This is a genomic window from Niastella sp. sgz303648, from assembly GCF_059587045.1.
Map to the genome: position 1 here is coordinate 231,618 of NZ_JCAPSW010000009.1, position 18,461 is coordinate 250,078.

Annotated in this window: 12 protein-coding genes; 6 read left to right on the top strand and 6 right to left on the bottom strand. The window is 42.5% G+C overall.

Features of this window, described 5'->3' with window-relative positions:
• Positions 1-184 precede the first annotated feature (184 nt).
• From AC59IL_RS25400 to AC59IL_RS25410, 3 genes are read left to right on the top strand one after another with little or no spacing between them, the layout of a single operon-like run.
• On the top strand, positions 185-3,037 hold the full coding sequence (locus AC59IL_RS25400; RefSeq protein ID WP_496555022.1) for a baseplate wedge protein: 2,853 nt from the start codon (positions 185-187) through the stop codon (positions 3,035-3,037).
• Positions 3,034-7,377: a contractile injection system tape measure protein gene (locus AC59IL_RS25405; protein ID WP_496555023.1), complete on the top strand. Its 4,344-nt coding sequence runs from the start codon at positions 3,034-3,036 to the stop codon at positions 7,375-7,377. Before AC59IL_RS25400 ends, AC59IL_RS25405 begins: the two co-directional genes overlap by 4 nt.
• On the top strand, positions 7,368-8,720 hold the full coding sequence (locus AC59IL_RS25410) for an ATP-binding protein (RefSeq protein ID WP_496555024.1): 1,353 nt from the start codon (positions 7,368-7,370) through the stop codon (positions 8,718-8,720). The genes AC59IL_RS25405 and AC59IL_RS25410 overlap by 10 nt, the downstream gene beginning before the upstream one ends.
• Positions 8,721-8,731: 11 nt before the next feature.
• Here the strand turns inward: AC59IL_RS25410 and AC59IL_RS25415 are convergent, their stop codons facing one another.
• Positions 8,732-10,609, bottom strand: coding sequence for an eCIS core domain-containing protein (locus AC59IL_RS25415; protein WP_496555025.1), 1,878 nt, complete (start codon positions 10,607-10,609; stop codon positions 8,732-8,734).
• 48 nt (positions 10,610-10,657) lie between these two features.
• A complete protein-coding gene (locus AC59IL_RS25420) occupies positions 10,658-12,118 on the bottom strand; it encodes an eCIS core domain-containing protein (protein WP_496555026.1) in 1,461 nt (486 codons plus the stop codon).
• 215 nt (positions 12,119-12,333) lie between these two features.
• On the opposite strand from AC59IL_RS25420, the gene AC59IL_RS25425 reads away from it, so the two are divergent.
• Positions 12,334-13,434, top strand: a complete 1,101-nt coding sequence (locus AC59IL_RS25425) for an RICIN domain-containing protein (RefSeq protein ID WP_496555027.1) — start codon at positions 12,334-12,336, stop codon at positions 13,432-13,434.
• A 145-nt stretch (positions 13,435-13,579) separates the two neighbouring features.
• Here AC59IL_RS25425 and AC59IL_RS25430 read toward each other — a convergent pair whose 3' ends face one another.
• Genes AC59IL_RS25430 through AC59IL_RS25445 form a run of 4 tightly spaced genes read right to left on the bottom strand, consistent with a single transcriptional unit; the run spans position 13,580 to position 15,629 of the window.
• Complete coding sequence (locus AC59IL_RS25430) at positions 13,580-14,173, bottom strand: hypothetical protein (protein WP_496555028.1); 594 nt, start codon at positions 14,171-14,173, stop codon at positions 13,580-13,582.
• On the bottom strand, positions 14,163-14,639 hold the full coding sequence (locus AC59IL_RS25435; RefSeq protein WP_496555029.1) for an RNA polymerase sigma factor: 477 nt from the start codon (positions 14,637-14,639) through the stop codon (positions 14,163-14,165). Before AC59IL_RS25435 ends, AC59IL_RS25430 begins: the two co-directional genes overlap by 11 nt.
• The gene (locus AC59IL_RS25440; RefSeq protein WP_496555030.1) at positions 14,629-14,778 is read right to left on the bottom strand and encodes a hypothetical protein; all 150 of its coding nucleotides are present in this window, start codon (positions 14,776-14,778) and stop codon (positions 14,629-14,631) included. The genes AC59IL_RS25435 and AC59IL_RS25440 overlap by 11 nt, the downstream gene beginning before the upstream one ends.
• 5 nt (positions 14,779-14,783) lie before the next feature.
• The gene (locus AC59IL_RS25445) at positions 14,784-15,629 is read right to left on the bottom strand and encodes an alpha/beta fold hydrolase (protein ID WP_496555031.1); all 846 of its coding nucleotides are present in this window, start codon (positions 15,627-15,629) and stop codon (positions 14,784-14,786) included.
• 161 nt (positions 15,630-15,790) lie between these two features.
• Between AC59IL_RS25445 and AC59IL_RS25450 the strand changes: the two genes are divergently transcribed.
• A complete protein-coding gene (locus AC59IL_RS25450) occupies positions 15,791-16,513 on the top strand; it encodes an outer membrane beta-barrel protein (RefSeq protein WP_496555032.1) in 723 nt (240 codons plus the stop codon).
• 13 nt (positions 16,514-16,526) lie between these two features.
• Positions 16,527-18,458, top strand: a complete 1,932-nt coding sequence (locus AC59IL_RS25455) for a T9SS type A sorting domain-containing protein (RefSeq protein WP_496555033.1) — start codon at positions 16,527-16,529, stop codon at positions 18,456-18,458.
• The last annotated feature ends 3 nt before the right edge of the window (positions 18,459-18,461 follow it).

Sequence of the window (18,461 nt, forward strand, 5' to 3'; positions counted from 1 at the left end):
AAAAGAGAAAAGGAGAAAAAGGAGATTATTATATAGTTTAGAATTGTCGACTACTTGTATAAACATAGAATTTTAAAAATATCTCTTTTTTCTCTTTTTACTCCTACACCCTCTTAGCTTTAAAAAACGTCCCGCGAAGCGGGACTAAAAGAACAGTTTCTTATAGTACTAAAACAAAACAAGGTTGACTAACGGTGAAAATACGGAAGATGATGAGCTGATTTTCAATTTTGAATTTCTCAGGCAGCATGGTATTGAATTATTACAACGGCTTTCGGGAAACATCTGGACGGATTATAATTTGCACGATCCCGGTGTAACCATCCTGGAGCATTTGTGTTTTGCCTTTACCGATCTGGCATATCGCACCGACTTTTCTATTCAGGATATACTGGCGGCAGAGAATGGCGAAGTGGAAGCCTTCAAAAACTCGTTTTATTCAGCGCGGGAAATGTTAAGCAGCAATGCCGTTTCGTTGAATGATAAACGCAAGTATATAATAGATGCAGTACCTGAAATTGCCAATATCTTTATTGAGCCGATAAACAGCAGTTTTGCAGGTGCATACAAAACGACCGTTCGCATACATAAAGATTATAATCCCGAAATCAGCCTGTTAGATGAATGGGGGGGGGCCAGAGATGGCTTGGCCACTATAGATGAAATAAAAGATACTGTCATTAAAAAGCTCATTGCAACAAGAAACCTGTGCGAAGATTTTGGAGAAATAACAGCGCTTAAACCCGAACCGGTTGAAATGCTGGCAGGTGTTATTATTGAAAGCAATGCGGTTGCAGAAGAAGTGCTGGCGCAGATTTATATAAGCGTCGAAGAAATGCTCACGCATACAATCAAATATACAACCGAAAAGGATTTAAAAAATAAAGGATTATCTGCCGAAGATATATATCGCGGGCCCCGGCTTGAAAAAGGCATAATAACCGATGATGAATTAAGGCACCTGACAGTAATCATAGATCCCGTTGCGTTCATAAAAACTATTTTATCGGTTCCGGGCGTAGTGAATATCAAAAATTTTCAGGTCAGAGTTGGTAATAATCCGCCAGGTACTAATCATTATCATATTCAGGAAGGCAATTATGCATACCTGTTGTATAAACCGGGAAATATAAGTCTGTATAAAAACAACAACCAGGTGGAGCTTCGTGAAAACCTGTTTAAAAATCGTTACTACCGCACAAAACAGGTAGCCCAAAAAGATTTTATTACTTCGGTTTACCGCAACGAAGCTACTTCGCCTCTGCAGGGACGATGGCGCAACCTCACAAAATACCAATCTATACAGGAGTACTTTCCGGTGGCATACGGCTTACGAAAAAACGGATTGCCCGATAATGCCGGTGCAGAAAGAAAAGCAGCCGTAAAACAATTAAAGGGTTACCTGATGCTGTTTGAGCAAACCTTATTGAATTACCTGGCCCAGTTGGGAAATATCAGTAATTTTTTTTCAGCCGATTTGCAGTCGGAAGAAGCACGGTCCACTATGTACGTTCAGCCGCCATTCGATTTGCCGGATGCAGATGATATTATACAATCGGTTACTGCAAATGCAGCTGATGGCGCCAATAATACCTACATGGAAATGCTGCGAAATTTTGTTGAAACCGATGAGGTATATGTAAAAAAAAAGAACCAGGTATTTGATCATTTGCTGGCAAGATTCAACCTGTGCCCCGGGGATTTGCCTGTTTCGAAATATGAAACATGTTATGGAAAGGAGCTGACCGGCAGAACAGATGTAAAACTTCGATGGAAATCGTCGTTGCTCATCAACATTCAGGAAATAAGTTATTATAAGTTCAGGGCTTTTGATTATACAGAAAGTGATAATACAATACCCGCCAACGCAGGGTTTAAAAAGAACATGTATAGCTTTTTGTATATAGCCGGGCCTTATGACAAATCGTTTACAGCAGGTTTTGACAACGAGAATTTTCGCATTGTTCCACAGGCAAGAATGCCGGCAAGGGAAGAAGGGACCAATGAACCGGTTATGTACCGGGTGACATTTAATCCCCGGGATACGAATACATATGAATTGACCGACGATCATTTGCACCATGGGTTAACCGGCGAAGGCGAATTGTTGAATGAAGATGCAATAATGAGCAGCTCTTTATTTTATAATCAAACCATTTCGATTTTTGCTATCGGTACAGATAAAAAGAACTATAAACTGTTGCCTGATCCGGTAGACTCTACAAGGGTAGTTGTTGCCATGCGCACGAATGGAAATCAGGATGTGTGGAGGATCATCAGCCGACATGCGCACTATGCAGGGGCCGAAAGCCTGTTGTCGGAGCTGGTTCAGCATTTCAAAAGAGTAAGCATTGCTTCGGAAGGTTTTCATATGATAGAACATATTCTGCTGCGGCCTGCTTTTAACGACCCTGTTTATAAACAGGTGCTGGTTGATGATACCGGTAAAAAGATTTTGTGGCAAACAGAATTGACTGGTTTTGATGAAAGCCGGCAGCAGATGAATGACCTGCTGCGAAGGATTGCACAAAGCGATCCACATCCTTCGCTGTACGAGCTGAGGCAATTATTTGCTGATTGGGATGCGGTGGTTGAATATAAGAACGGTAATTTAAAATACTATGCAACCGTTTCGGCAGACGATGCTTTATTGCAGGAAGTGTTCGACAGGCTAAAGGCTTCCGGAAAAAAATCATTTCGTTGTATGGTAAAGCAATCGGCAGGTTTTTATGTAGACCAGGATTTTTTTTCAAACAAAATAAGTTTTGTTTTTCCATTGTGGCCTGCCCGTTTTCAGGATGCAACCTTCAGAACCTATGCACAAAATTTCATTACAGGCAGTTGTCCTGTATATATACGACCTCATTTTCAATGGCTGAATATCCGGCGCATGAACGATGTGGAAGCCGTTTATTTTTCCTGGGTCGAAAGTTTGAAAGGGAATGATGTCTTTTTAAAAAAGCAGTTGAATACAGCATTGGTGCAATTGATAGCCAATGAAAGATATATTGTAAGAACAAATGCCGAAGATGAATGATGGAGAGAGCCACATATCATATAATTCAGCAACAGGTATTCGATATACACAGTAAGCGAAGGGAAAAGTATGCCATGCTCCAAAGCCGCTTCAGCCGGTTATTTCATAATGACCTTTTTCCCATGCTTGAATCGTATATCGACCAGGAAATTCCGGCCCATTTCAATGCCCGCATCGATACCATGACGGTTGATCTGGGTACAGTAAGTTTTGACAACCTGGAACAGGAGATCATAAATATATTTATAGACTTATTTAAAAAAGCGTTGTTTGAAATCACCGGAAACATACCGGTTGCTGTTGCGCAGGCTTCAGCAAAAGAAACCACACCCGATTCGCCCGACAGACACCTCGAAGTAATATCGTTTTTTTTAGTAACAGGCGCCCTGCCTTGGTGGGCTTCGCCTGATAAATATGCCGATTTATTAAAAATAACGGATGAGCTATTAACAAATAAAAAGAATGATTTTAAAGAGCTGTTATATAGCATCGGCACAAATGAAACAGTAAGAAAAAGATTGTCGTACCAGTTTCCCAAATCATATATACAAGCTGTTATCACGCTGCTTGAGCCCGATAAAGCAGCGTTTATTTTTCAATACCACGAAGAAGTGGTGGAACTGCAGGTTGAAGAACAGTTTGTGCAGGCCGAATCAAAGGAATTTGAAAAAGCCCTGTGGTTATTTGTACTCGATTATTTGCTGGTCGACCGGGGCAGTATATTTGAAGAGCGGTCATTTGTAAGATCATCTGTTTACAAAATGGCCATGTTTTTCAATGTGGACTATGAACAAATACTGATCGCTTTTTATGAGGCCGTGCAAAGGGTAAGTCCGGCCCTGAAAAGACCGGGCCAGCTTGGATTGATCATTGAATATGTATACAATGATCATTTCGGGCAGCATCACGATAACAGAATAGAAGAGCCGGCGCAGACAGGAGACGATGACAATGAAGAAACCATATTGATGCATAAACTGAAATCAATTCAGCATTATCTGGTACATGGCAGCTTTTTGTTTGAATCGGCTGTTATCACGAAAGGAACCGCAGTTGCCTGGCTACATGAACTATTTGACAGATCACTTTCTGTATTCAACAAAATATTAAATGAGGCAATGCAGCATGCAGAGCAGCAGAAAAGGTTATTTGAATTACTGGATGAACCATTGTTGAAAAAATTAACCGGGCTGCTGGCTGCCGGCAATGCGGGCACTGTTACCCGGTATTGGGAAATGCTGCAGTTGCTGCATACCGAAAATGCAGCTATACTACCTGCTATGCACAACAACCTGTTTATGTACCAGTCGGCTGTTTTGAGCCTGTGGCAGGTGCGAAAAGGAAATTTTCAATTCACAACATTTATAAAAGAACACCTGCTGGCGCTATCGGGCTATTATAGGGTTGATCATAAAAAGATGGCGAGGGTATTGTTACAGGCAATCATTCAGCAGCAAAGCAAAAGCAGCCGGCACGATCCTTTGGTGGCAGGCTTGACCGAATTGCTTAAACACGATGAAAAAGAAGCGTTGTTGATTGCACCCCATTTGGATGGCCTGCTGCAGGAAGAAAGTAGACCGGATGTTGCTACCGGTATTGAAGCGCTTAAGTTCTTTTTTTATTACGGGTTTCTGCCCTGGTGGGCGGGGGCGGGTAATGAAAAGAGCGCCCTGCAATATGTAGATGAATTGTTGGCGGCGGATGCCGGTAAAGCGCATTCACTGATGCATTTTATGCTGAGTGATGCAACTATGCGTCGTCGTTTGGTTTCAGAGTTTTCTGCTTCGCAGTTGATCGATCTGTTCAAAAAGCTGCCCGGCGCCACCCGCGCCATTCCTGTGTATGAAGCATTGCTACAACTGTTGCATCGTAACGCTGTTTGTAAGTTGATGGCTGAAGAAGATGTGCGTACGTTATTGCTGTTAGCCTTGCTCGAAGGGTACAGTGCGGTGGGCAAGGCATTTCCCATACAAATGCTAATGCTGCATGTTGTGCAACAGATCGCCGGCGTATTACATATCGAACCGTTCTTTATTATAAACAGTTTAAACAGAACCGTACTAACAGAAAATGCAGGCTATGCAACTGAATTAAAAGAAGCATTGCATACCGTAAAAAATGCTTTATATAATGCCGCCATAGAAACTTCGACTTTGGATGTCGTCCGTAACCTGCACAACAGCGATGATGAGTTGGCGAAATATATCACAGAACAATTGCAGCAAATATTTGCCACGAAAAACGATGCTGTACGGAGTAAGCAGGAAACACAGACACTGATAAATGAGCTGTTGGGCTTTGCAGGCAGGGCGGGGCAAGAGGCGCCCATTGATATAATAGCTTATATCAGCCATACTATTTTAAAAGGGAAACCCATTGACGCGGAAGCAATCATTCAGGCTGCGGAAAAATTATTGCATGAGGTTGTTGTAGCAAAAAGCAGTATGCTCCATTTGCTTTCAGATAAACTGCTGATACAACTGGCGCTTTGGTTGTATCAGCAAAAACCGGAGCAGATAAAGATTTTTGCAGAAAGGGCTGCTACGGATGCACCGGAAAATATATTGCACCTGTATCAACTGCTTACCCTGCAACAAAATAAAGAAGCCAAAACGCTTGCTGATCTGCTTCGTGATAAACTAAAGTCACTGATCGGGTCGCATGGCCGGGAATTGGCAAATACTACCTGGGAGCATTTTAATAAAATGTCTGTTAGCGATGCATCTGTAAACAGCCTGCCCGATTGGGTGTTGTCTGCGATTGCTTCTGAAATGAACGTATCGGTAAATGTCATTGAAGTGGTTCAACGGTATGCAGCTTCATCTTCGACAGCAGGAAATGTGGAATCGGCTGCCGCAGCCCTTTTGAAAAAAATGTTCTCTGCCCAAAATATCAGTGATGCGCAGATGGGTATCAGCAATAATGAATTTCCTGCAATGCTGAAAGAACTGATGCTGATCGTATATCGAAAAGGTGCTGTAGAGATAAAACAGTTATTGCAGCCATTGGCAATAACTTCCCAACAATTCAACCTGTTGTACCTGCTTTTCAATGAGGCGGCAACTCCGGAGGAAAGAAGCATATTCTATTTAATAAAAACAGTTGCTGAAGCAAAACTGATTGTTCTGCTGAAGCAGGAAGCATCATTAAAGCATTTAGGAACATCCCGGTTGAGTGAAGCAATGACTATTCTGATGGAACAAAACAATGAGGTATTCATCCGTATATTAAATACAAAAGAATACAGCACCTGGTTATTACAGCTGTCATCGCCATTTGTAAGCGATGAAGTTATTGATAACCTCATTGGGACATTACAGCCGGCATCCGGTAAATCAATTGCTTTCTTTATTAAAGAATTCAGGTTGCTGCTCAGGCATACTCAGTTGTTTTCTAAAGATAGAGAAGCAATTCTGACTATCTACCGGCAATTTCTGCCTGGTTTCATTGCCGGGAATACCAGTGCCTCCAATCTGATGGCGTTCATAAAAGCGTTTTTTGATTATGGTGAGCAACAAAACCGGGTATTGATGCTGAAGTTCTATTTGTCTTTTGCCAATTTGGTCAGGCAGGTTAATATCAATAATTCCGTATTAGGGTTCATTATACCGCAACTGAAACAGCAACTGGAGCAGCGTATTGAAGCCGTTGGCAGGCAATTGACTGCTACCGGATCATTCGGCAAAGAAAAAAAACAGGCCATACCGCGTGGGCGCGGTACACGCAGCAGTAGTGATGCCGTACTTTTAATGCAGATAAAAAATGAGTTGAACCAAAAACGACTAACTGAACAAGACATACAAAAAACAAATTACCCGATTCTGAAAGAAAAAGAAGTAGAAAAAGTATATGTTGATAATGCCGGTCTGGTTTTATTGCATCCCTTTCTGTCAACGTATTTCAGCAGGCTAAACTTACTCGAAAAAGGCAAATTCAATGATGCTCCTGCACAGCAGCGGGGCATTCATTTACTGGCCTTTATTACCGATGGCAAAGAGGAACACGCAGAACATACCCTGCCGCTCAACAAAATACTGTGCGGTTTACCGCTGAACGAACCGGTTGATCATGCCTTCAGTATTACCAATAATGAGCGTGATTTGAGCATTCAAATGCTGCAGGTGATTTTTCAGCGATGGGATAAATTAAAGAACTCAACAATAGAAGGCTTCAGGGATTCTTTTCTGAAACGGCAGGGAATGCTTACCCGCAGCGATGAAGGGTGGAACCTGCGTGTTGAACAGCGCGGTTACGATATATTGCTCGATACCATACCCTGGGGTTTTCGTTTTATTAAATCGTCCTGGATGGATGCAACAATTACTGTAGAATGGATGTAAAAGCAGCAAAAGCAAATGCGGCAACATTAACTGCCGAACTGCAATGGTTAAAGCAGGTGATCGACACGCGCATGAGCCTGTACTGGCAGCGTGAAACCACGTATAACAGCATTTATGAAATTGCGCCTCCTGATTTAAGTAATGATGAATCGATGTACGCCAAAGTGCTGCAATATTACAACCTTGCTGTTCACGAGCGCATCATATTGCTGCTTGCGCTAACGCCGCATATTATGCCCCACCTGCTGGATATTTTTTTTATAAAAAATGCCGACTACGACAGAGGGTTTACTGAATTTGGCGGCCATAAAGGCCACAACCATGGCGGTTTTATACCTACCGGTGAAACGGCTGCTTTTATTCTGGCTGCCAACGATCTCGCCGCCCGGTTTCAATTGCTTGAAATTTTCAGTGAAGATCATTTATTTGCCCGGTTCAATATATTGAAACTAACGCGCACAGTATCTGAAGAACCTTACCTCTGCGGCAACATTGTGATCACAGACGAATACCTCAGCTATTTCACAAGGGGCGAATCGCACAAGCCGGATTTTAGTATGAATTTTCCAGCAAAGCGCATCACTACCGGGTTAAGCTGGAACAACCTGATACTGGCCGATGAAACGCTGGAAGAAATAGAAGATATACGCGACTGGCTGCAATACGGCAATACCCTCATGAATGACTGGGGTATGCGTAAAAATATAAAACCGGGATACAGAACGCTTTTTTACGGACCACCCGGCACCGGTAAAACATTAACGGCGTCGTTGCTCGGTAAATCGGCCGGGTTGGATGTATACCGCATAGACCTTTCGATGGTGGTGTCGAAATACATTGGTGAAACAGAAAAAAATCTGGCCAATGTGTTTGATCAGGCAGAAAATAAAAACTGGATATTATTTTTCGATGAAGCCGATGCCCTGTTTGGCAAGCGCACGCAAACCAGCAGTTCGAACGATCGTTATGCCAACCAGGAAGTATCGTACCTGTTGCAGCGCATTGAAGATTTTCCCGGTGTTGTTATATTGGCCACCAATTTCAGGTCAAACGTTGATGATGCTTTCAGCAGACGCTTTCAAAGCATGATCCATTTTCGCATGCCCGGCCCCCGCGAAAGATTGCATTTATGGCAACAGGCATTTCCCGAAGCAGCTCAACCCGGGGAACAATTAAACTGGCAAACCATTGCCGAAAAATACGAGATGACCGGCGGCGCCATCATGAACGTGGTGCGCTATGCATCGCTCGCCGCATTGAAACGCAACAACAATATTATTTTACTAAAAGATGTGTTGCAGGGGATACGGCGGGAGTTTGGGAAGGAGGGGAAGACGGTGTAGCTCACCTATTATTATTTTTTCTCCCCGGTTTTTATATTTTCACCAAAATCATGTTCCATAAATTCACTTAGCGTATCTAAAGTAGGATTTTGGAGTTTTAACATAAATTCCTGAGCTACTTGAAATGATTCAGTATCTGGTAAAACAGGATCAGTTTCAACCTGAGCGTATATATCGTTCATCGCCAATGTAGCGTTGGCTTTGACATCTTCTTCCAGGTCATCCTTTCCATATTCAACGTTAAGTTTTAAATCCTCCTCGAAACTATTGTCAAGGGAATCATCGATCTTAAATCCTTCCAGTGCAGTTTCATCTATTTCATCTGTGTTGTCTTTAATTTCAGTTTCCAGCGTCTTTTGGTTACCAAGGATTTCATTTAATGCGCCCTGTATAGCTTCTTCTATTTCCTGCATTCTTTTTCCTAAGACAGATGTACCGTCTGTTAATTTAAAATTACTTATAATTTCCTCGCGTTCTGTTTCGTTTTCAGCATCAGCGAGCTTATCAAATAAATGTTCGATTGTGCCCGACAAAAAGCCAATAGCGGTATTGTCGGTATAATCCCCATACCATAAATTTTTTTGATTATTATGTAGAATGACCCAGATTTTTCTTCTTACATCAAGTGCATATCTAAAATCTTTTGAATCTTTTACATCTTCTGTAACATACTTATCAACCCATTCAGTAAGCTTTGAATCTTCTTCCTGTACATTTTCTGCTGCATATCCAAGCAGGTGAGATGGGATCACATGTCGGGCAGCAAACTTTTTATTTTCCCCTTTTTCCTTTGCTTCTGTTTTTAATTGGTTTCTCAATTGATTGATTTTCGAAATAAAGAGAGGCCTTTTACCTAAATTTTTTGGTCTGTATGTTACACTCCTTCCCGTAATTTTGGGTGACGTCAACCCCGTTTCGGCTATATGTATAACAAAATCCTCAAAGGTCTCGAATGTAGAATTAGCAAGGGAGCCCTGTCCTTTAATTCCTTTTGCCACTTCTACTAATAATTTTTTTGTAACATTATATCCATATTGGGGAAATTGGCTTTGAATTAAAAAGATAAGTCGTTTTTGATCTGCTATGCCATTTTCGTCTGTGTATTCCTCATCTTCCAGGGTAATTACCCGCTGAGATGTTGGATCTGAATCGATGCTTTTATTATTCAGACCTTTATCAGAAATTGCCTGTATGCCTGAGGAAATTGTTAATCCTTTATTTCCCATGATGTCAGCTTCTTTTTCGAGCTCCTGATCATCATTAACCTTAATGCCTTTCATCTGGATCGTTGGCTTCACCCGTCCCTGTTTCTGCTGCACCACATGCCATGCTTCATGGGGCAAATGCTTTTCCTGTCCCGGTGCTATGTGTATGTTGGTGCCCTGTGCATAGGCATGGGCGTTTAACTGAGTAGGCTTATCAGAATTGTAATGCACTTTTACATCATCCATCGAAAAGCCGGAAAGATTTTCTATACCTGTTTTGAGGTTGTCGGGCAGGCCTGTGTTGTTTCCTTTTTTCTGTAAAGGTTTAAAAGGTTCGGTTATTTCATTTTTCTTTAATTGCAGTTCCTCTGGTTCTTTTTCTTTTAATTGAAATGGGTGCTCTTCTTCAGTAATTGCCTTTCTCTGGTACAACATATTTTCGACAGTAGCAGCAATAGCATTCCTGTTTTTTTGTTCTTCAATAAGGCTGCCTGCCGGGGCCTTTGCGTTTATTGAATTTTTTTTCTCATCAGTAGGTTGTTTTTCCTTTTCAGGTTCCTGCTCTTCTGCCAATTGAAAAACAGGAACGGCAGGTAATGTCTCTGCAGATGAGGTATTCTTTTTTTGTGTAAAATCTTTTGTTGCTTTTGCTATATCAGCCGGAGCTTTTGTTTGGGTATGCATATGGATTTTGTTAGACGCAGCATGTAACATTCGTCTTAAACGGGCTATCTAATTTTTCGTTATAGTAATTTTTCGTGAAACCCAATCGCGCCCATCTGCATGAAATGCCTTTGCCATTATTTCGTAAGTACCAGCCTCAATATTATGCCAGTCGAACCACCAGTTATCTCCGTCATTACGTGCCTGCGCCCAGCTTCCTTCAGTACCGGCTTTCTGAATTTTTACATGCACATTATTGGTTTTGTCGTTGACTTTTATTCTAATGGAGTAACTGTTTGAAGTAATGGTTTCTTTTTCCTTTGGGTATTTAATTTCGGCAAATGGGCCATTCCAGTTTTTAGGATTGTTTTGATTTACGTAAGTTGGAAACACTCTGCCACTGGCTGCAGTCCTGTTTCCTACATTGTTCCATTTCGCGGGGTTATGAGGAATAACTGTGTTTTTATTTACCGTTGCACCACTTTTGTCTTTAAGATTGTTAAGTGCATTGGTTAGCACTACCGGGTCTATAGCAGATATGCCACCTTTTATTTCTACATCTTCCGCTTCAAAGCTACGCGGCGTTGTATGTCCGCTTGAAGTATAGTTTAGATCTGAGCCATCGTTTCCGGGATCATCACCTCCGGCAGCAGCTAATCTTTCTTCAGGCAGGGGTGTTCTTCCTATATTCCATTCTGTCCAGCATGCCTGTTTGGCCAGGCTATTAACTGCAGTAGCAAAACCCGCATTGCGGCTGGCCGGTGGTTTTGCGAGTTCTGTATCGAAATCAGCAGGAAATACAAATGCTTTTCCCGAAAACGCTACTAAATTATTAAGCAGCGCTTTTGCCTTTACAGTATCTGTTGTGCTTAATGTTAATGCCTCATTAAGTGTTTCCTTAATCGAATCCCATGGAATTTTATGTGCTTTTTGTGTACCCGGTGGCCCGGGATAAAAACCCGGAGGCGCATCTGGTCTTCCATCATATAACCCGGTAACGGCGTTATAAACTCTTTGAACAACATATGCATTTACACCTGGTTGCAGAGTCTTTTTTTGTCTTTGCACGGTTCCGGCTTTTGTTCCCATGATATCCGCCTCTGTTTCTAATTCCTTATCGTCATTAACCGGAATGCCGCCTTTCAACTGCATCGTCGCTTTCACCCGTCCCTGTTTCTGTTGTGCTACATGCCAGGCTTCGTGCGGCAGATGTTTTTCCTGTCCGGGTGCTATGTGTATGTCGGTTCCCTGCGCATAGGCCAGTGCATTCAGTTGTGCCGGCTGGCCGCTGTTATAATGCACTTTTACATCATCCATCGAAAATCCGGAAAGGTTTTCGACACCTGTTTTGAGGTTATCAGGCAAACCTGTTTTATTTTCTTTTTTCTGTATGGGTTCATCTTCTATTAATGGCTTTCGTTGAAAAGCGGGAACAGCAGGTAATGATTTCGTGGGTGAAGCTGACTTTTTTTGTAATGTATGATCGTGATGCCTGGTTGCAGGAACGGGTTTGATGGTTTGGGTTTTCATGCAAAAATTTGATACAGAAAGTTACAAATTATTGTATGATAAACAATAATCAACTACCGGATTTTTAAGAACAGATTCGATTCATGCATTCGTTTGCGAATTATACTAAAATGTCCCCCTGATTTTATCATTTACCCCTCTGTGTTATAATTGGCTGCTGACTAAATTCATGGTGTCAAATACTATTATTTTTTATTATTTAAATTAAACCTTTTATGAGAAGCAAACCATTTATCCTACGTTGGCTGGTTGCGGGGTTGCTTGCCCCAACGTTATTTGCTGTTAGTTGTAAGAAAGACAGCATTTCGGAATCAAAATCAGCAACCGATGCAACGGCAGCTGGTACCGGAAACAAAAGCAATGCGGGGTCAACAGCACGGATATCCGCTTCAGAAACATTGCAGACAGTATCGAATGGTACGTTTTTTATTGTGAACCGAAAAAGCGGTATGATGCTCGACGTGGCATCGGCCCAAACTGCCAACGGTTCAAACGTACTGCAATGGGGCGGTACCGGCGGCGCCAATCAAAAGTGGACGCTCACCGAACTCGCGGGCGGTAATTACTCTATTATTGGTGTACAAAGCGGCCGGGCGCTCGAAGTATATCAGTCTGGCACCGCTGATGGCGACAATGTAAGTATTTACGATTATTCTGGCGCTGCCAACCAGCAATGGCAATTTATCAGTGTTGGAAATGGCTATTATCGCATTGTAAACAGCAACAGCGGCAAGGACCTCGATGTAGCCGGACAATCAGTAACGCCGGGCGCCAATGTAGCGCAATGGACGTATTGGGGCGGTGACAACCAGGAATGGGCCTTGTTGAAACCGGTTGCCGGCGGACAGCTGTCGTGGACACTTACCACCACCGATGTACCCTCGGATGTTCAAACCCGCATTACCAATGCCATGAATGATGCGGTTGCCCGTTATAATGCCGGCCGAAACTGGCCTGCCCGTACCCTCACCGTTGAATACAATACAGGGGTTGCTACCGCCGATGGAAGCACGACCGGAAACATTCGTTTTGGACCCAGCGCCAGCTATCAGAATACGCGTACAGCCATGCACGAAATAGGACATACCTATGGTGTTGGTATATCTTCGGGATGGACAGCCAATATTACTGGCGGATATTTTACAGGAACCAATGCAGTGGATATGATAAAGTCATTTGATGGACCCGATGCCGTTATCAACACCGGCGGCGGCCACTTCTGGCCCTATGGATTAAATTACGATAGTGAATGGTCTGAAGCAAATGCGTTCCGGCATGTGAAGATGGTAAGCGCTATGGTGACTGATGGTATGTAATATAAGGTACAAGGTACAAGGTACAAGGCACAAGGCTCAAGAAATAAGGTACAAGGCACAAGGCTCAAGATAAAAAAACAAGGCACAACGCTCCACATTAGAGACTTGTGCCTTGTGCCTTCTGTATTTCTTGTGCCTTTTTGTTTTATCCGGCATTTAACTGCTTATTAATCCCTTCAAATTTCGAAATCAGATCATCGAGCTTTGCCTGTTGTTTTTTGATTGTTTTGGGTCGCAGGTAAAACCAGTTGAATGCTATCCATATCAAAGTAACTGCATAGGTAATTATTCCTGCTGTCATTGTCATGCGGGATGTGTATTCGTACATATACAAACCAATACCGGCCGATAGCATGATGAAATATAAATTCATCATCGTATGCTGTAAAAACCGTTGTTTACCTTTTATAACGATCAGGTTTTGCAGGTAACGGGTATTGTCGCTGGTATCGTCGATTTTGTTGAACAGTGAAAACATTTTGTTGTATACGAGCAGGTAAATAGCCATCGCTAAAATAATTATTACTATGCCTGTTTTTGTGGTAATGAACTGCGGCTGATAATTATACCATATAAAACCAATAAACAAACTTGTTGCAATCAGTAAAATATTGGTCTTTATAAGTCTTCTGATATTCGATTGTTTAAAGTGGTGCAACCGCGCCATCAGGTCTTTCATATCGGGCTGGCTCACCGGTTGCTGTTGCCACAAAGCCTTAAAATCTATATTACTGCTCATGAGCATGGGCTTTAAATTTTTGCGATAATTTTTCTTTGATCCGGTGAATCTTTACCCGGATGTTGGCTTCTGAAAGTCCCACAATGCTGGCTATTTCGGCCTGTTTCACATCTTCCAGTTCCAATGAAATAATGATACGGTCTGTTTCGGGTAATTCGGCAATGCATTGATACAGGAACCTTATCTGTGGCTCAATGGAATGCTGTTTTTCTTCTTTCAGGTCTTCGGGTAATGCTGTTTTCGGGGCGCGTTTATCTTTCTCAATTTGCCTCAAACAATTGTTGGTGGCAATTCTGAATATCCAGGTACCGATATCCGATTCATGCCTGAATTTGGGAAGCTGCTGCCAAACAATGATAAAGGTTTCCTGTGCAATGTCTTTGGCCCAATCGAAATCATTCACATATCCCAGGCATAACCGGAAGATCTTTTGCCAGTATATTTTGTAGATTTCGTCAAATGTCATTTTTGCTGTGCTTGTTTTTAAAGGAAAAGGCTACAGTAAGCGCCACAAAAACGGCTATTGCAGTGGCACTGTTGTTTGTTGCGATGCCTATCGGCAATAATATGAACAATGGGGCAGGAGAACAATATTTAAATTTCATATCGTTTATTTTATAAAACCGGTTAATTGATTTTGATACCATTCCTTATCATCGAACATGATGAAATGAAATCCTTTTGAGGAATATTGTAATTGGGCGGTTTTTAAATTTTTGTATTGGTCTTCAATGGCAGATTTAAAACTGTTAAAAGGATTTTCCAGTAATATCAGGGCGGGGCATTGTATGCCTTTGAGCTTTTCCCGCAGATCGGTGTTTAAAAAGTCGCAAAATATCCCGGCAAAAGTTTTTCTGTCACTCTGTATTGACCAGTTAACTACTTTCTTTTGCCATGAAGTATCTGTTACCATTCCGGCAATCATCCTTTTTTGCATTTGTTCAAACTGGTCATTGGTGAGGGCTGTCAGTTGATTGATTATGGGCGAACAATCATTGTTTGCATTTGATTTGAATGCGGGGTTCGATAAGGCCGATAAACAGGGCAGGGCATCAACCACAATTATTTTATCAATGAGTTGGGGATAATCGGCAGCAATAGCTAATGTTAAACCACCGCCTACACTATGGCCTATTACAATGGGTTTTTGAATATTATTTTCGCTGATATACCTGGCGATCTGCGCTTCCCAATTTGTGAAAGTAGCTTCGGGTTGCGGTTGTGCGCCTGCAAAGCCTGCCATGGTGAAGGTGTAGCAGGTGTAATTTTTTTCAAATTTTTCTACAGTCTCATTCCATACATCACCTGAACAGCCTAAACCGGGGATAAAAATGATAGCTTGTTTGCCATGCCCTGTTTTTTTAACCTCAAAGGGCCTGGTAGTTGTTTGTGCGAATACATTCGCGCATAAAGCGGTAAATAATATAACAATAATAAGCCATGTATACTTTTTCATTTTCGGTAGATTTAACTGTTAATTTGTTTGATTTTGCCTTTTGATACGCAGCCGAACAAAATGTTACAGAAATTTTGAAGAAATTTCAATTCTCCCATATTCATGGGATTGACCCGTCTTGATATTTAAGCAAATTTTACGGCCCAAACACTATTTAATTAATGTCCCTTCGACCAGCCTTGTTATGCCTGTTGGTGTCACTTCTATGTGTCAGCACCGCCCATGCGCAGATATATTCCTTTGGATTTAAAGCCGGTCCCAATTATTCGAAGGTTAGTAATTTATCGACCATAATACTGAGCGAACCCTACTTTATCAATTACTCCATTAAGGAAACCGGCCGCTATGGCTGGCATTTGGGTATTTTTTATGAATATAAACTCGAGAATAATCCACGTTTGGGTTTTCAGTCAGAGATCATGTATTCGAAGCAGGGCGGTAATGTAGAATTTAATAATTACGAAAAGGACTTCAACTACAAAATGGAATTCGCTTACCAGTATATGAATATAGTGGGACTGGCAAAGTGGTTCCCTTTTGAGGGTAAGGTGAGTTTGGGTGCAGGTCCGTTTTTAGGTATAAATGTAGCCACGAGAAATATAAAATACACATCATGGGGCGCAGGGAAACAACCGGCCTTCGGAACCGACCTTCAACAGGAACAACAACTCAGAAATGTATTGAGGGGCAAAAATAATTTTGGCCTTGCATTAGATTTCGGATGGGATGTTACCAACCTGGTGAAGGTCGGAGGCCGGTATTACTACAGTGCAACCAATACCGTTGAAACCCAGGCCAACTCGTACAATTTTATTACGGTTAAAAACAACAACACAGTATATGAGTTGTCTGTTGCCGTAAGCTTTTCAACCCTGTTTGATTAATACTTATATAACCATGAAATCCTGTTCACTGCTGGTCGTACTATTGGTTATGGCGGGCAAGGGGATGAGCCAGTCTTTTTACCCGGGCGGTGTAAAAGGAGCCATACTATGGTATTGTACTGATATAGCTATACCATCACCGGGACTGCGTAGTCAGCTCGCGGGCGATAATAACCTGCTTATTGCTGACCATGCTGCTGCCGGGCAGCTTAATTATCATCCGTCACTAATTGTCGATGGCAATTCACCGTTGCGCATAGCCCTCGGCGAACGCGACCTGCACAGCGCCAGTTATTTTACGGTATACCAGTCGATCGATACTTCCAGCGAAAATACCATCTGGCATATCACCAGCGACCGGCAAACTACGCTGGTACTTACTACGGACCGCATGGCCGACCTGCGGGCTTACCAGTACATGAATTATAAAGATGTGGTGCGCCGGCAACCTAAAGTGAATATATATGTGCAACATAAGGAAAAAGATACGATGCCGGTAACAGCACAGTGGTTGGCAATCGGCAGCAAACCTGTTACCCCTCAGCTGCCGGTGGTTAACTTTAAAGGATTGATCCCTGAAATTATCGCGTACGACAAAGCGCTGAACAACCGCGAGCGATTGCAGGTGGCTTCGTATCTCGCCTTAAAATATGGTATTACGTTAACAGAACCAGGCGCCACCTATATCAACAGTGCCGGCGATAAAGTTTGGGATGGTTATGATTACAAAGCCTGGCACAACAATATTGCTGGCATCTGCCGCGACGATACGGCCGGTTTGAACCAAACAATTGCCACCAGCAGCAATATGCCCGGTCTGCTTACCCTTGCCGCTTGTGATTCATTATACAATAATTCATTTTTATTATGGGGTGATAACAATAAACCGTTAACGCCCGCTCCCAAAGTAGCCGGACTGCCTTTGTTGCTGCAAAAGACCTGGCTGATGAAATATACCGGCAACGGGCAACTGTTTTCAACCAGGCTGGTATTTGATACAAAAGCGGTGGATGCGCCATTGCCTGCCAGGCCTGTTTACTGGCTGGTGATCGATCGTACCGGCGAAGGAAAATTTACGGCTGATGCGGAATTTATAAAGATGGATAAGCTCGACCGGCAGGGAAAAGCATTCTTTAATAGGGTAGTCTGGGATAACGACCAATCAGGAAAAGATGTGTTGAGTATTATAGCTGCACAGGATATGCTGCTGGTGTCGGCCATCGGCCAGCCAACCTGCGCTTTGCAACAAACGGGAAGTTTACAAACAAAAATACTGGGCGGACAGCCGCCTTACCAGCTGATGGTACAAAGCAACAATGGTTTTGCCATCAACAAACATATTGATGATAATACATCTCCGGTAAATTTTGCCGGTCTTGCTCCCGGTAAATATTTTCTGAAACTAACCGATGCACAGGCACGTGTATACGCCGATTCGTTTTACCTGAATAACGAAGATGGTCCTTTGCCTGCGGCGATCGCTTCGAACTATATACTGCCTGCAGGCAGTTCGTTGCAGCTGAATGCTGCTTCGGGTACGGCAGGTGGCTTATTGTGGCAGTGGACCGGCCCCGCCGGTTTTGAATCATTTGGTGCAACGGTTACCATTACAACACCCGGCTTATACACCTTGCGTTGTACCAAAAACGGATGCATTAATGTGCAGGATGTAATGGTTGCTGCATCACACGATAATATACTGTATGATGTATCCGTATTTCCCAATCCATCCCCGGCTGCTTTCAATGCCCGCATTACATTAGATAAACCGGCGCCGGTATCCATGAGCGTATATGCGCCGGATGGCAGACTGTTATTTACGCAAAAGGGCGACAACCGGTCGAATTACCTGTTTACGCAGGACCTGAAGTCGGCAGGTGTATATGAACTGGTATTTACTTCGGGTTTATCAAAAACAACAAAGCGACTGGTAATAGTAAAATGATAA